The following is a 14,837-nucleotide window of genomic DNA, read 5'->3' as shown; positions in this document are numbered from 1 at the left end:
ACCGATCCTGATAAAGGACTGGTTACGGGTTTATGATATTCATAACACTTTTCGTTGACCGTCATATATTTCATTACTTAAATCCTTTATTCCGGTAATCCCTTGTTTATGTTTAAGACGAAAGATCAAAATAAACATCAAAGTAATAAGTAACGGATAACCTATCGCCCAGCCTGTAAAAGGAAACACGGCAGCAGTAGCTAGAAAAGAGATCCAGCTAATCGTCACACCTAATCTGCTCCCCTTGAGTAGACGTATCCCCGCAGCACAGCCTCCGATATAGGTTAGAATGAATGTCGCATTCGGAAACTGAATCAAAGTAGTGATTGATATAGATCCGCTGCCGTACAGTGACATCACCGTCACGAAACAGAGGAGCAGAAAAGCTATCCCGCCGATAGGGGTATGATATTGTTTGGATAGTCTACCCATCCATTTCGGCGCATAGCCCTGACGTGATAACGCATAAGCCACACGTGAGGCCGCACCGGCATAGGCGATAATGGTGGCAGTACAAATGAATAGACCTGTAAGACCTGCGATAAATCCTCCCCAGCGTCCAAGAGGCTGGCTGATGATCCAAACGAGCGAAGTGCTTGACCCACCTTTAAGGTAGCTTTGTGTGCCAACTGTTGCTAAAGCAGATAAGAAATATAGAATACCTACAATAATTGCAGCGATGGTCACACCTTTAACTGCAGCACGCTGTGGGTCTTTGAACTCCTCAGAAAGATGTGAGACAGCCTCCCAGCCAATAAAACACCAAAATAAAATTGCTGCAGCCTGACCAATGCTCATCCATCCATGTGGGACAAAGGGTGTGAAGTGTTCCACCTCCATCCGTGGAAGTGCAGTAGCAAAGGAGAAGACGAGAACAGCTACAATTGCAATTACTACGGCAATTTGTACCTTTCCAGCCACTTGCATGCCAATCCAGTTAGTAATTAGCCCAATGGCCAACATCACTGCAGCGATAGTAATTCTCGCAGGTTCATCCCAGCCCATTGCGGCTGTCATATAACCAGCACCGGTCAGTGCAGCGACGGGCGCACCAATCGGAACGGACATTAGGAAGAACCAGCCCACTAAAGATCCAGCTTTAGGTCCGAAAGCAAGAGTAACGAAGTGTGACACGCCTCCAGCGTTAGGGAATTTGGCAGAGAGCAGTCCCATCGATAAGGCCATTGGCAATATCAACAGCGTCATAAATCCCCATGCCAGTAATGAAGCGGGACCAGCCATTTCTGCAGCCAGCCCGGGCACGATTAAGACCCCTGAGCCCAAAACAGCGCCGATATAAAGAGCTATGGCTTGGGGCATGCCGATGTTTCTTTGTAATGTGTTTGCACTTGAATCTTTCATGATTTTTAATCCTGCTTTCATTGTCTTTTGTTATAGAGTAGCAGATAATAGATCCATTGGAAAAACAGATTTTTTGAATAGTATCCATTCGAAATTCCGATGGTTAACTATTATTCAGGGGGCACGTATGGAATCACGTCATCTTTTTACCTTTATTGTCGTAGTGGAGACGGGTAGCTTCACACGCGCTGCACAGAAGCTTGGTTATGCACAATCCAGTATTACCGCACAGATCCAAGCGCTAGAGACTGAAATAGGTCAGCCTTTATTCGATCGGATCAGTAAAAAGATCATCCTAACCGATGCAGGCCGCCGTCTGCTTCCATTCGCTCAAGAGATCTCCAGAATGCACTCTCTAGCGGAAGATGCTCTTCGCTCCGAGAGTGAGCTAACAGGGTCTTTACGAATTGGCGCACCTGAATCTCTGGCTGCTTTTCGCTTACCAGGCATTATCAAGGAGTTTCGCACGAAATATCCGAAGGTCCAAATTATTTTGAAGCCTGGGGTCTGCTGGGAGCTAACGGACTTAGTCCGCTCCGGTGAACTAGATCTGGCTTTCTTACTGCAACCAGAGACAGAAGATAAAGATCTGAACATAGAAACACTGGTGCATGAACAAATGACCTTGATCGCCCCACCAGATCATCCCTTAGTGAGTCTTTCAGAGGTAGAGCCGGTTCATCTTAAGGGAGAAACGATTTTGCATACAGAAACGGGTTGTAGCTACCGTACTTTGTTTGAACATCATTTAAACAGTCATGGGGTATTTCCTGACCCTACGTTAGAGTTTTGGAGTATTGAGGCGATCAAGCAATGTGTTATGGCGGGGCTAGGTATCGCTTTTATTCCACTGATTACAGTGAACAATGAATTAGCGGAGGGAAAGTTAGCTAGTTTGAATTGGAATGATGAATCGCAGCGTGTGACTACTCAAATAGCCTATCATCATAAGAAATGGAAATCACCTGTACTAACAGAGTTTTTAATGACTGTACAAAAGCACGCTGAAAAATGGAGTACTTAAGTATAAATCTCGTAGCTATTCTATGGTACAATAGATTGTCGAAATCAAGGGAGGCTCGAAGCCATGAATGAGTGGAGTGAAGACTACGAAGAGGGGCTTGAGGCTTTTTTAATCTGGATGAAAGATGCCGGTTACACTCCCTATACGCAGAAATCCTATTTAGTAGATGTAAGACAGTTTTTAGAAAGTCTAAATGGAAAAAAGCTTGAATCGGTAAAGAAGTTACATGTTATTTCCTTTCTTACGTCTGTGCGTGAACGTGGAGTAAGTGATGCTACTCGGAACCGGAAGCATGCCTCTATTAACTGTTTTTTCAAGGCATTAATCGAACTGGAATTACTTCTAACCAATCCTGCAGCTGGGATCAAGAAATCTAAGACAGAGATCAATCGTGAGCCAGTCTATTTAGATGAAGGTGATCTGGGGCGATTTTTATCTTCTATAGACGGGAAGTACAAAGGCCGTAATTTAGCAGTTTTTTTACTCATGTCCTATATGGGGCTTCGGGTGGGGGAAGTCCACACGCTGAATTTAAGTGATTATAATGTAGAAAGGCATTCACTTCGAGTGTTTGGTAAGGGACGTAAATGGCGTAATGTACCGATTCCAGAGGATGTGGTCCCCTTTCTCGATCTGGCAATAGAAGAACGGCTAGAACCTTGGCGCAGTAAAGAAGAGGCTATGTTCATTTCACAAAAGGGACGCAGGCTGTCTATTCGTGGTATTCAGCAAATCGCTGCGGACACCTTCGAGCGTTTCCAAAAGGATGTGCCTGCTGCACAACGTCGACCATATTCCAGCCACAAGCTTCGACATTCCTTCGCTACCATGCTGTTACGAAAAGGCGCGGATCTGCGAACGGTTCAGGAACTGCTCGGACACTCTTCTATTCAGACTACAACGGTTTACACGCATATCACGAGCCGGGAGAAGGAAGAAGCCATGTCGAAATTGCAAGTCCAGATTTGATAGAATTCAAAGTGCATTTTTTTTCATGAAAAAGGGACTATCCCAGTCATGAGTCATGACATTCGGGACAGCCCCAATTCTTGCTTACAGTTCTAGCTTAGCAATCTCTGCCTTAAGCTTCTCGGCAGATTTCTGGAATAAAGCTTTTTCTGTCTCATTTAGTGGAAGATCTAGTACTTCTCGTACACCGGAGCGATCTACGATACAAGGGGCACCAAGGTAGACATCCGAAACGCCATTATAATTATTCAATAAAGTAGATACGTTCAACACAGAACCTTCATTATGCAGAATGGAGACTACAATTCGATCAAGTGCTAGTGCTATTGCGTAAGAGGTAGAGCCTTTGGCATCAATAATTTCATAAGCGGCATTCTTAGTATCTTCGAAAATTTCATTTTGTTCTGCTTCATCAAAACCAAGATCGATTCCGGCAACATTCGCTAGACTCCAAACAGGAAGTTCTGAGTCTCCATGTTCCCCGATAATCTGTCCGTGAATACTGCGAGGATCAATTTCTTTATGGCGGCCGATCAGGTAGCGAAACCGTGCACTATCCAACACTGTACCGGAACCGATGACTCTTCTGCGATCAAATCCGCTTATTTTTAAAGTGGCATATGATAAAATATCTACCGGGTTAGTAGCAATAAGTAGTATCGCATGTTGATTGTATTTTGTTATTTTTTGAACGATATCTCGGAAAATTGAAATGTTTTTGCGGAGCAGATCTATCCGGGTTTCACCTGGTTTTTGTGATGCACCGGCCGTAACAATGATGATATCCGCTTCACGGCAATCTTCATATGTACCAGCCCATAGCTTCACACCGCCAACAAAAGGCATGCCGTGATTCATATCCAACGCTTCTCCAAGTGCTTTCTTTTGATTAACGTCAATAAGTACGAGCTCAGGCATACGTCTCCGTAGCAATAATGTATAGGCTGTTGTTGTACCAACTGCTCCAGTACCAATGACTACGACTCGATTGGGTTTCGGGGGCATGATTTCATCTCCTCAGTATTTTAAATTTTTGGTATTTAATCTTGTCCATCATAATCGCTAACGTTATTGTTTTCAAGCAGGTCTTATTTAATGCATTACCCCATTTTGGGCATACTAAATAGAAATTCTCTAAACAATTTGACAACAAGACTAGACAGGAGAGAATGTAAGAATGGATTTATTTCGCAAAAAACCGTTAATCGCACCTTCAAACTCGGGTGCAACCAAGTTAAACAAAACACTTGGTGCACTAGATCTAACCATGCTAGGTGTAGGAGCGATCATCGGTACTGGTATTTTTGTAATGACAGGCGTAGCGGCAGCAGAACACGCTGGTCCTGGGCTTGTGATTTCATTCCTGTTAGCCGCTTTTGCGTGCGTGTTATCAGCCCTTTGTTATTCAGAGTTTGCATCGACCATCCCGGTCTCCGGAAGTGCCTATGCTTATAGTTATGTAGCATTTGGAGAATTACTCGCTTGGATTTTAGGCTGGGATCTTGTGTTAGAATACGGCGTTGCAGCAGCGGCAGTTAGCAGTGGGTGGTCCGGTTATTTACAGGGTCTTTTAGAGGGATTCGGGATACATATTCCTACAGCACTATCTGGGGCTTATAATGCGGAAGCGGGTACCGTTATCAATTTACCAGCAGTAATTATCATCTTACTAATTTCCTACTTACTGACACGGGGAACTAAAGAGACTGCTCGTTTTAATGCCATTATGGTAGTTATCAAAATTGCTGTAGTACTTTTGTTTATCGTAACGGGATTCTTCTATGTTAAGCCAGAGAACTGGACTCCATTCCTACCGTTTGGCTTTCAAGGTGTCGTGAATGGTGCGGCAACGGTCTTCTTCGCCTACATAGGCTTTGATGCATTATCGACTGCAGCAGAAGAAGTAAAGCGACCACAGCGGGATTTGCCAATAGGAATTATTTCATCTCTTGCTATTTGTTCAGTATTGTATATTCTAGTTTCACTCGTATTAACGGGTATTATTCCTTACACGGACCTCAATGTAAGTGATCCTGTTTCTTATGCGCTTCGCGTCGTAAATCAGGATCTGATAGCGGGTCTAATCTCGGTAGGGGCTATTGCAGGAATGACCACAGTGCTGCTCGTGATGCTGTTCGGTCAAACTCGACTGATATTTGCAATCTCACGGGATGGACTTTTGCCAAAAGGATTATCTAACATCAATGCTAAAACTCAAACGCCTATTCGTAGTACATGGATGGTTGGTATCATAATAGCAGTATTAACTGGCTTCATACCTTTGGATCGGTTGGCTAACTTAACAAGCATTGGAACACTGTTTGCCTTTTTTGTCGTTTCTTTGGGTGTAATTGCCTTACGGTATATTCATCCCAATATGAAAAGAGGGTTCAGAGTACCCTGGGTACCTTTCATTCCGTTGCTAAGTGCGGCAACATGCGGATTTTTGATGTATAATCTAGGAAGTGAGACATGGATTGGATTTCTTATTTGGACGGCTCTTGGACTTCTGATCTATTTTTTATACGGCTACCGTAATAGTAAGTTGAATCATAAATAAGAATCGAATCGAGAGGAGAGAGGGCATTGACATCTAGGACTGCTGGATTGAAAACACTAAGAATGTTTCTGATGCTATTTTTTTTAGCGTGGATAGTCTCGGCATGTTCTTCACCACCACCGGAGCCTTCTCCACAGCCACAGCCAACAGAAGCACCGGAAGAAGGACAAACGATTACTCTGATTACACCACCTGATAACAATACTAATAATGAGAGTGCCCCGAAATATCAGGTTCAGACGAGAATTACGGGCTTTCATTTGCTAAGCGAGACAGTGGGCATGGTCTGGGGTGTTACAAAAAATGAGCTTCGTTTGTACATTACCCGTGATAATGGAGCGACATGGGCTAATATTTCTCCAGCGCCAAATGTACAGTTCCTTTCCACGCCCGTCTATGGAAAAGGCATCTTTTTTACGGACCCCAATCATGGTTGGATTATAAGAAGTGCATTTGGTACGACAGAGAACATTGTGCTGCGAACCACGGATGGTGGTCAGAGCTGGAAGATCTCATCACTAGGCGATGATAATGATGTATCTTCCGTTTATTTTAATTCTCCGACCCAAGGATGGCTGATGACCTCTTCAAAAGCTACTCCTAACAGGGAGAGCAAGGCCCTTTACTCAACATCAGACGGTGGTGCCACGTGGGAAGAAGTGATGCAGAATGAACAATATAATCCGAACCTTCCAAATCATTCGATTCCGTTCACAGGTGTAAGTACTGGAATGATATTTAAGAACCGTGTAGAGGGATTTGTGACCCTGCAGACAGGTGCTCTTCCAAAGATCTTTATGACTAAGGACGGTGGTCAGAGTTGGAATCCGGGATCACCTTTTTTGGTAAATGAACAACTGGAAAGCTGTGACAGAGTGATTACTGGCAAACCAGAGTTCTTCGATGCTAGTAAAACTAATGGCTGGATGTCTGTGGGCTGCCAAAAAGATAAAGATAAGACGATTACTTACCACGGTTACTTTACAGCTAATGGTGGAGATAATTGGAAATTTGCACCTTTTGAATTAAAGAGTTCAACCGAAGGAAATCATCAGAGTGCCCCAACATTTCTGAATTCCCAAGTCGGTTGGGCCATCATCGGTGACACCCTTTACCACACCGTTAACCAAGGGAACAATTGGCTCCCCCTTAAGGAGAGCAATGTTCTGCAGTCAAAGCTTGAGGAATATCCTGAGACGATTAAGATGCAGTTTATTTCTCCAGAGGTCGGCTGGCTTTTGATTGAGAAAAAAGAACAAAAACGCTCACTCCTCTTACAAACCACTAATGGTGGGATTAGTTGGCGTGTGATGTAAAGTGAAGAGGGGCTGTTTCTTAAGTGGTGGACGCTACTTTTGGGACAGCTTCTTTTTTTGTGTATAAGGGATGAATTCCCAAAACTACGTATTTTTGATTAATTGAATATAAGGAAAAAACTTAATTAAAATTTTCTTTAAAGATGTGAAAAAAATCACATGACATTTAAATGATCGTGTGATATATTTAACACATAGAACAAGTTCAAATTTTCACAAACTCAACTTTCGAATAGGAGAGATTACAATGAAAACTTTTGAAACAGATTATATGACAAGAAACCTGCTGCAACTTTGCTACAACTGTGATGACGCTCACCTGTGTGAAACAGAAGAACAATGCAGAGCATGCTGGGCAGATAACGGAATGTTAGACGATCAGACTGACGAAACAAAGCAATTGCTAGACCTCGTTCATGCTTAATCTGATCACTCAAAACTATGATTGAAAGACCACTTCATTTCTTGATTTCTAAGAAAACGAAGTGGTCTTTTTGCATGAAGTCTCATTAATTTAATGCTTTCTTAACTAGAAGAGGCATATACATGTACAGAAGTGCCCGAAAGCTAAGGAAAAGTCGGAATTACATGGGTATGAAGGGGGAAAATGTCATGGGAATGGGCCCGGATCTTTCATGGATGTTTGATTTCTCTGGAACAGTGATGCCAATATTTCTCATTGTAATGGTTGGTATTCTTGCAGTATCAGCAGGCAGGGGTTTGCTTCAATGGAGCCGGAACAATAGCTCACCCATGCTAACCATTCCTGCCCGTATCGTTAGTAAACGAAGTGAAATAAGGCAGCAGCAGACTCAAGAAGATAATGGTTCAAGTCGTACAAGTACAACTTACTACTTAACGTATGAATTGAATGGTGGCAGTCGAATAGAATTTAAAGTAGATGGTCATGAATATGGAATGAGTGCAGAAGGCGATAAAGGCATGCTTACCTATCAAGGAACTAGATATCACGGATTTGAGCGACAGCCACAATATTCCACTGCGGAGTAGCCATTAGCATACTTAAATCTTAATCCATCCCCCTCTTCCTTTTAGTGGAACAGGGAGATGGATTTTTATTTGCAACTATTAAGAATGTTGCAGAAAGTAATCGACTGTAAAATTAGGCGTGAGCTGTCACCAGTTAGGCGAATGCACATACAATACAGCATGCAGTTAAGAACGAGGTTGCAAGCTAAAAGCGACCCCAAGGAGGAGACAGCGTGGCCGTCATCAAAACGAACTCGGAAGATGTGAAGGTGCTAGCGCGGTTGATGAGAGCAGAAGCTGAGGAAGATGGAGATCTCGGCATGCTTATGGTCGGCAATGTTGGTGTCAATCGGATTCTTGGCAATTGCCTCGATTTTTTGAACATTCGTACTGTGAATGACATGGTCTATCAAAGTCCAGGAGGATTCGAAGCCCCGCAAAAAAGCTACTTCTATCAACGAGCGAGAGAAGCAGACATACGTCTTGCTAAACGTGCAATTGCAGGTGAAAGAACCTGGCCAGCAACCAATGCTTTATGGTTCTTCCGTCCTGTAGGGGATTGCCCTCCAACTTGGTATAACCAACAAAACACAGGCCGCTTTAAAGCTCATTGCTTCTTTACTCCGACTGGAGAAGATTGCCCAGCTGTATTTATTGGCAATTAGCAGGGGAACTGTGCAAAGAGAATTACTCTACATATGAGTAATTCTCTCAGTAAGCTAGTTTTAAATTTTTTGGTGTCCAAAGGGAGCAACTGCTCCGATAAACATTTAGGAGGTTCATTAAATGATCGTTCAACCATACCGTCCCGTCACTTATACTATTGGTAGTGTTTCTTCTTCAGGTATGCAAATGCCAATGTCAACAGGAATGCAAGGAATGCAAGGGATGCAAGGCATGGGTAGCATGCCGCCACAAGTTAGCAGCGGAAGTCCGATGACACCAGGAGGGGTTGTAGTTCAAAACCCACCTCAACAGTTTGAACAATCGTATATCGAAAATATCTTCAGACTGAATTTAGGCAAAGTAGGTACATTTTATTTTACTTACGAAAATAACAAAGAGTGGAATGCCAAAGTTTACAAGGGTGTACTGGAAGCTGCGGGCCGTGACCACATTATTATTAGTGACCCAGTAACAGGTCAACGTACTGTATTACTTATGATTTATTTTGATTATGCTACATTTGATGAACCCCTTACTTATCAATACCCTGGTGTCATTGGTAATCCTCCTACAACAAGAAACTGTCGCTAATCAAGTCCTAATATTTGTGGATGAACCCCAACACTTAACGGTGAGGGGTTTTTCTTTATACAGACAGATATTTTGGAATAATAAGGGGAATAAAGACCCATTTTTTTTCGAAAGGACACGCATGCTTGCGGTTTGCCCCAATATATTAATATAATAAAGTATATATTCAAAAACGTGATTCCAGACTGGAGATGAAACCATTGGGAAATTGATACTGAAAGGAACAACTGGCAAGCTTCTTGCCGATACTCTGAAAAAACGAAGGAGGTGGGCCTATCCATCCGTACGGAGAATGATGGATAGGATTATAAATTGAGCGACCCTTTACCCGGTATATTACACGTAGGTCTTATTATTCTGTTGGTATTGTTAAACGGATTTTTTGTTTCAGTCGAATATGCAATGGTAAAAGTACGAAGCGGTAGAATTGATACCCTTATTGAAGAAGGTAGTAAAAAAGCTTTAAAAGCGAGAAGCATCGTACGCAACTTGGAAGGTTATCTATCCGCCTGTCAACTTGGTATTACTTTGGCTTCGCTTGCGCTAGGATGGCTGGGTCAACCAGCTATAGCTAACCTTGTTGGGCCATTATTAGGAAGTATAGGTTTTGGGGTAACCGCAGTTAATGTTGTATCTTTGATTATTGCTCTAATGTTTATCACTATCTTGCATATCGTACTAGGTGAACTTGCACCTAAGACTATTGCTGTTAACAAGGCTGAATCTGTCCTCTTGCTAACATCTGGACCGATGAATGTGTTTTACAAGATCATGTATCCAGTGATATGGATCGTAAATGGGCTAGCACGCGGTTTATTACGGATCTTCCGTTTAGCCCCTGCTTCAGAGCTGGGGACGGCGCATACGGAAGAAGAGATCCGTATTATCATGCAAGAAAGTAATAAAAGCGGCTTTATCGATAATACCGAAATGGCTCTAGTTGACAATATTTTTGAATTCGTGGATACGATGGCCCGTGAGATCATGATTCCTCGGACAGAAATGATCTGCCTGAATAATCATCTTCCAACGGAAGAGAATCTTGAAATTGCTTTTGATGGAATGAGGACGCGTTATCCAGTCTGTGATGGAGATAAGGATCACATTCTTGGCTTCATTCATATCAAGGACTTAATTAGGGATCGTGAACAAAGCTATAATAAGTTAATTCGTCCTATACTAACCGTACCAGAATCTATTCAGATTAGTGCTCTGCTGAAAGTCATGCAGCGTGCGAAGACACAAATCGCCATTCTGATTGATGAGTATGGTGGAACATCGGGAATGGTAACACTGGAAGATATCATGGAGGAAATTGTAGGAGAAATTCAGGATGAGTTCGACGAAGAGCGTCCTGGTGTTGAGAAGCTGGGGGAGGATGAACACTCCATCGACGGCTTGATGCTTATTGAAGAGATCAATGATCTTTTGGGTCTCCACATGGATACAGAGGATTATGATACGATAGGCGGTTGGCTGTATTCTAAACTGGAGGTTAATCCACCTCAAAAAGGGCAGTCTGTAGAATTTGATGATCATCTGTTTATTGTGGAAGAAACGGATAATAAGCGGATTTCTCGAATTAAGCTACTGAAGTTACAGCTATTGACTGAAGAAGCTGGTGCATAACGAACTTATTTATATTTATTAAGACACAGGGCTGTAGCCTTGTGTCTTTTTTTACAGTGTATTTACAGTATTGTTTGCCAAAAAGAGATTAAAAATTATATAATTTTAAATGTATATGATAAAAACTACATTAGTCCACAGAGGACAGAAAGGAATTCTCCTTGAGTAAACCTAATAAAAGTACAAGCGTTCCCCAGCTAAGCAAACAAGAGAAACGGCGGGTAGAACAGGAGCAACAAAAGCAGAAGACGAGAATTTTAATTATTGGTTCAATTGCTTTAGTAGTCATCATTTTTGTTGGATTGTTTATGTTAGCTTCGAAAGATGCCGCAAAAAATGCCACTACGGGAGAACCAGTGGAATTCAATTACAGTGAGCTACCTAGAGTCGGTAAAGAGGATGCACCTGTTAAAATTGTTGAATTTGGTGATTTAAAATGTCCAGCGTGTTCCCAATTTGCAACTTCAGTTAAACCGAAGATTGTTCAAGATTTTGTCAACGAGGGAAAAGCAGCGCTCTACTTTGTAAATATGGCTTTCGTTGGTCCAGACTCTGAGACTGCCTCACTTGCTGCATTATCTGTATATCATCAGAATAAAGATGAATTCTGGAAGTTCTACGATGCTGTATACGCACAGCAAGGTGATGAGAGCGAAGAATGGGCAACTGAAGATTTCTTAGTAAGCCTTGCGGAGAAAGAGAAGTTAGCTATTGATTACGAACTGCTACGTAAAGATATCAAGGATCGTACGTATGCAGATGACCTAAATAAGGGCATGCAGCTAGCTACTGAAGCAGGGGTAACTACAACGCCATCCCTCTACATCAATGGAGTAAAGACTGCGGATCCATTTAACATTGAAGCGATTTCAACTGAAATCAATGACGCCGCAAAAGCTGTGGAGGCAAAGTGACAAAGTTCCTATCTTTTTGCAAGCGTAACTGCCTGTATCTGGCCTGGTTCGTCTCTTTAGTTGCTGTTGCCGGTAGCTTGTATTTGAGCGAAGTATTGAAATATGAACCTTGTAAGCTTTGCTGGTTCCAGAGAATTTTCATGTATCCTCAGTTATTCCTCTTGGGAATTGCAACGTTTCGAGGGGATAAACGGATTATCCCTTATGTACTTCCACTAAGCTTGATTGGTGGCAGTATCTCGATCTATCACTATGCGGAACAGAAAATTCCTGCGTTAAGTAAAGTTCTTCCTTGTACAATTGGTGTTCCTTGTAATAAGGATTACTTGAACTTTTTTGGATTCATTACAATACCATTCCTTGCGTTAATCGCTTTTGCTTTAATTAGTATTTTACTTTGGTACGGACGTAAGGAAGAAGAAGTGATGGAGTTAGATACAGAGGAAAGTTTAGGATTTTGATTTTTTAACTTTAAGTGATCCGAAAAAATGTGAAAAGTGATTAAAAACACGATCCAGAGGGATAATTGAAGAGAATGAAAGAGAGCATCCAATAAGACGCTGTATTTGCGCTTACTGGATGTTTTTTCATTCTTTTTTCATTTTTTTCAACGCTTTACTGTAACCACTTTGTAGACTAATATTAGACCTTGTGAGAAGTTGAATATGCGCTGAATTTTCTTAGGAAAAACGGGGGAACCAAACTTGGCATTCATGCCAATGGGGTGAATCGGAATGGGTCGATTGGACTTAAACCGTAGGGCTATACCACAGCCCGAATCCGCCAGCTAACCTCGTAAGCAAAGGTGGGATAATGACCATGCATAGCATGCGGATCATTTCCGTATGCTATTTTTAGTGTCTGCATTTATGAAATCCACCAATGAAAACAGCGCGCGGAATTTCCGTTTCAGCTCCCAAAGAAAGGAACTGTATCCACCATGGTAAGCAAGGTAAAACGACTATTGATCGGGCGTCCGATGAAGTCGAACGAACTCGATCATGAAAAGTTATCCAAGGTTAAAGCACTGGCTGTCCTGTCTTCTGATGCGCTCTCGTCTGTAGCCTACGGAACGGAACAAATTCTGATTGTACTAGTGGCTGCAGGGTTTACTGCCATCTGGTATTCCCTGCCAATTGCATTAGCCGTATTGGGCCTGCTGGCCATCCTGATTTTATCCTATCGGCAGACGATCTACGCTTATCCTCAGGGAGGCGGAGCTTACATCGTTGCCAAGAGTAATCTTGGTGTTCCGACAGGGCTTTTAGCAGGAGGGTCTTTGTTAGTGGATTACATTCTGACCGTTGCTGTTAGTGCGTCGGCAGGGACGGATGCGATCACATCGGCTTTTCCAAGTCTTCATAATCACACCGTTCTTATTGCAGTATCCGTTATTATTCTTCTTACTTTAATTAATCTTCGCGGAGTTACAGAATCAGCTTCATTCATCGCAATCCCAGTGTATTTGTTCGTGGTGTCGATTGTAGTGTTGATTATCTCCGGTATTATTAAATATGCAGCAGGTGGCGTGCATGCGAATGTCCCTGAAATTGGCGCTGCTGTTTCTAATGTTAGTTTGTTTCTACTATTAAAAGCCTTCAGTTCTGGCTGTTCGGCTCTTACGGGTGTAGAGGCTGTATCTAATGCTATTCCAAACTTTAAAGCACCTGCAGAAAAGAATGCAGCCAAGACCTTAATGGTCATGGGAGTTATACTTGGATTTATGTTCACAGGCATCACACTCCTGGCGTATTGGTACGGCATAGTGCCTGACGAAAAGGCCACAGTTGTTTCTCAGATCGCTGAATCGACCTTTGGTCGCGGAACTTTATATTTTTTCATACAAGGTATCACAGCAGTAATTTTGTTCTTGGCGGCTAATACGGCATACTCAGCGTTCCCGCTGCTTGCATTTATGTTTGCAAAAGATAAATATATGCCGCATGCTTTTATGGTTCGTGGTGACCGTCTAGGCTTCTCCAATGGTATTATTTTTCTAGGTGTTCTGTCAGCTCTGCTTGTAGCTGCATTCCACGGAAATACAGAAAGCCTGATTCCTCTTTATGCGGTTGGCGTCTTCATTCCATTCACATTGTCACAGCTAGGAATGATGGTTCATTGGTTTAAAACCAAACCAGCGGGATGGAAAAAAAGATTTGTTGTAAATACCATTGGTATGCTGACTACATTGACGATTACACTTATTTTTATCATTACTAAGTTCTCAAGCGTATGGATGGCTTTCATTTTCTTACCTGCTGTAATGTTCGTGTTCTACCGTATCCACAAGCACTATTTGAATATTGCAGATGAGCTTCGTATATGTCCGAGTACCGATAAACCTTTGATTAAAGGCAGCACGGTTGTTGTCCCTGTTGCCGGTGTAACACGTGCTGTACTGCATTCCATTAGCTATGCCAAGTCTTTAACGGATAATGTTGTAGCAGTATATGTTGGATTTGATGAAGAGGACATCCAAAAGATGGAGCAACGGTGGGAGGAGTGGAGCCCAGGTGTACGCCTGATTGTACTCCGTTCCAGATATCGCAGTATTATTCGTCCGTTACTGAAATTTATTGATACAGTGGAGTGGAAGACCGCAGCAACGGATCATATCACGATCCTGATCCCACAATTTATCACTAAGCATTGGTGGCAAGCTGTACTTCATAATCAGACCAGCTTTTTAATCCGTTCTTACCTAATGAATTCAAAAGATGTTGTGGTAGCGACTGTCCCTTATCATTTGAATAAATAGTGAACCCTTAAGGAGAGGCTATATCCGGAACGTTCGGAATATAGCCTTTTTTGTATTT

Annotated in this window: 14 protein-coding genes and 1 riboswitch; of the genes, 12 read left to right on the top strand and 2 right to left on the bottom strand. The window is 42.4% G+C overall.

Going from position 1 to position 14,837, the window contains the following annotated elements; genetic code table 11:
- Window positions 1-39: 39 nt before the first annotated feature.
- Entirely contained in the window at window positions 40-1,362 is a 1,323-nt protein-coding gene (locus ACDZ28_RS25085; RefSeq protein ID WP_339286748.1) for an amino acid permease, read from the bottom strand.
- 127 nt (window positions 1,363-1,489) lie between these two features.
- Between ACDZ28_RS25085 and ACDZ28_RS25080 the strand changes: the two genes are divergently transcribed.
- Entirely contained in the window at window positions 1,490-2,386 is an 897-nt protein-coding gene (locus tag ACDZ28_RS25080) for a LysR family transcriptional regulator (RefSeq protein WP_339286746.1), read from the top strand.
- 63 nt (window positions 2,387-2,449) lie between these two features.
- On the top strand, window positions 2,450-3,355 hold the full coding sequence (locus ACDZ28_RS25075; RefSeq protein WP_042128190.1) for a tyrosine-type recombinase/integrase: 906 nt from the start codon (window positions 2,450-2,452) through the stop codon (window positions 3,353-3,355).
- Window positions 3,356-3,439: 84 nt separating this feature from the next.
- Here the strand turns inward: ACDZ28_RS25075 and ACDZ28_RS25070 are convergent, their stop codons facing one another.
- Entirely contained in the window at window positions 3,440-4,360 is a 921-nt protein-coding gene (locus ACDZ28_RS25070; protein WP_042128188.1) for an L-lactate dehydrogenase, read from the bottom strand.
- 172 nt (window positions 4,361-4,532) lie between these two features.
- On the opposite strand from ACDZ28_RS25070, the gene ACDZ28_RS25065 reads away from it, so the two are divergent.
- From ACDZ28_RS25065 to ACDZ28_RS25020, 10 genes are all read left to right on the top strand, one after another.
- Window positions 4,533-5,915: an amino acid permease gene (locus tag ACDZ28_RS25065; protein WP_339286742.1), complete on the top strand. Its 1,383-nt coding sequence runs from the start codon at window positions 4,533-4,535 to the stop codon at window positions 5,913-5,915.
- Between the two features lie 26 nt (window positions 5,916-5,941).
- Complete coding sequence (locus ACDZ28_RS25060; RefSeq protein ID WP_339286740.1) at window positions 5,942-7,231, top strand: YCF48-related protein; 1,290 nt, start codon at window positions 5,942-5,944, stop codon at window positions 7,229-7,231.
- Window positions 7,232-7,478: 247 nt separating this feature from the next.
- Window positions 7,479-7,655 carry a hypothetical protein gene (locus tag ACDZ28_RS25055; RefSeq protein ID WP_170880345.1) on the top strand — a complete coding sequence of 59 codons (177 nt, stop codon included), beginning with the start codon at window positions 7,479-7,481 and terminating at the stop codon, window positions 7,653-7,655.
- A gap of 194 nt (window positions 7,656-7,849) precedes the next feature.
- Window positions 7,850-8,242 carry a DUF2500 domain-containing protein gene (locus tag ACDZ28_RS25050; protein WP_042132227.1) on the top strand — a complete coding sequence of 131 codons (393 nt, stop codon included), beginning with the start codon at window positions 7,850-7,852 and terminating at the stop codon, window positions 8,240-8,242.
- A 212-nt stretch (window positions 8,243-8,454) separates the two neighbouring features.
- Window positions 8,455-8,886, top strand: a complete 432-nt coding sequence (locus ACDZ28_RS25045) for a cell wall hydrolase (RefSeq protein ID WP_042128184.1) — start codon at window positions 8,455-8,457, stop codon at window positions 8,884-8,886.
- A 181-nt stretch (window positions 8,887-9,067) separates the two neighbouring features.
- Window positions 9,068-9,478 carry a spore coat protein GerQ gene (gerQ, locus tag ACDZ28_RS25040; RefSeq protein ID WP_371916527.1) on the top strand — a complete coding sequence of 137 codons (411 nt, stop codon included), beginning with the start codon at window positions 9,068-9,070 and terminating at the stop codon, window positions 9,476-9,478.
- A 312-nt stretch (window positions 9,479-9,790) separates the two neighbouring features.
- Window positions 9,791-11,107, top strand: coding sequence for a hemolysin family protein (locus tag ACDZ28_RS25035; protein WP_042128180.1), 1,317 nt, complete (start codon window positions 9,791-9,793; stop codon window positions 11,105-11,107).
- 161 nt (window positions 11,108-11,268) lie between these two features.
- On the top strand, window positions 11,269-12,021 hold the full coding sequence (locus ACDZ28_RS25030; RefSeq protein WP_076120498.1) for a thioredoxin domain-containing protein: 753 nt from the start codon (window positions 11,269-11,271) through the stop codon (window positions 12,019-12,021).
- Window positions 12,018-12,482: a disulfide oxidoreductase gene (locus tag ACDZ28_RS25025; RefSeq protein WP_042128176.1), complete on the top strand. Its 465-nt coding sequence runs from the start codon at window positions 12,018-12,020 to the stop codon at window positions 12,480-12,482. Before ACDZ28_RS25030 ends, ACDZ28_RS25025 begins: the two co-directional genes overlap by 4 nt.
- A 197-nt stretch (window positions 12,483-12,679) precedes the next feature.
- Window positions 12,680-12,838: riboswitch (cyclic di-AMP (ydaO/yuaA leader) on the top strand.
- Window positions 12,839-12,961: 123 nt separating this feature from the next.
- The gene (locus tag ACDZ28_RS25020) at window positions 12,962-14,779 is read left to right on the top strand and encodes an APC family permease (RefSeq protein ID WP_375103064.1); all 1,818 of its coding nucleotides are present in this window, start codon (window positions 12,962-12,964) and stop codon (window positions 14,777-14,779) included.
- Window positions 14,780-14,837 lie beyond the last annotated feature (58 nt).

The sequence above is a fragment of the Paenibacillus sp. RS8 genome, assembly GCF_041956825.1.
Taxonomy (GTDB): Bacteria; Bacillota; Bacilli; order Paenibacillales; family Paenibacillaceae; genus Paenibacillus_AQ.
This window is presented reverse-complemented; position numbering and strand designations above follow the sequence as displayed.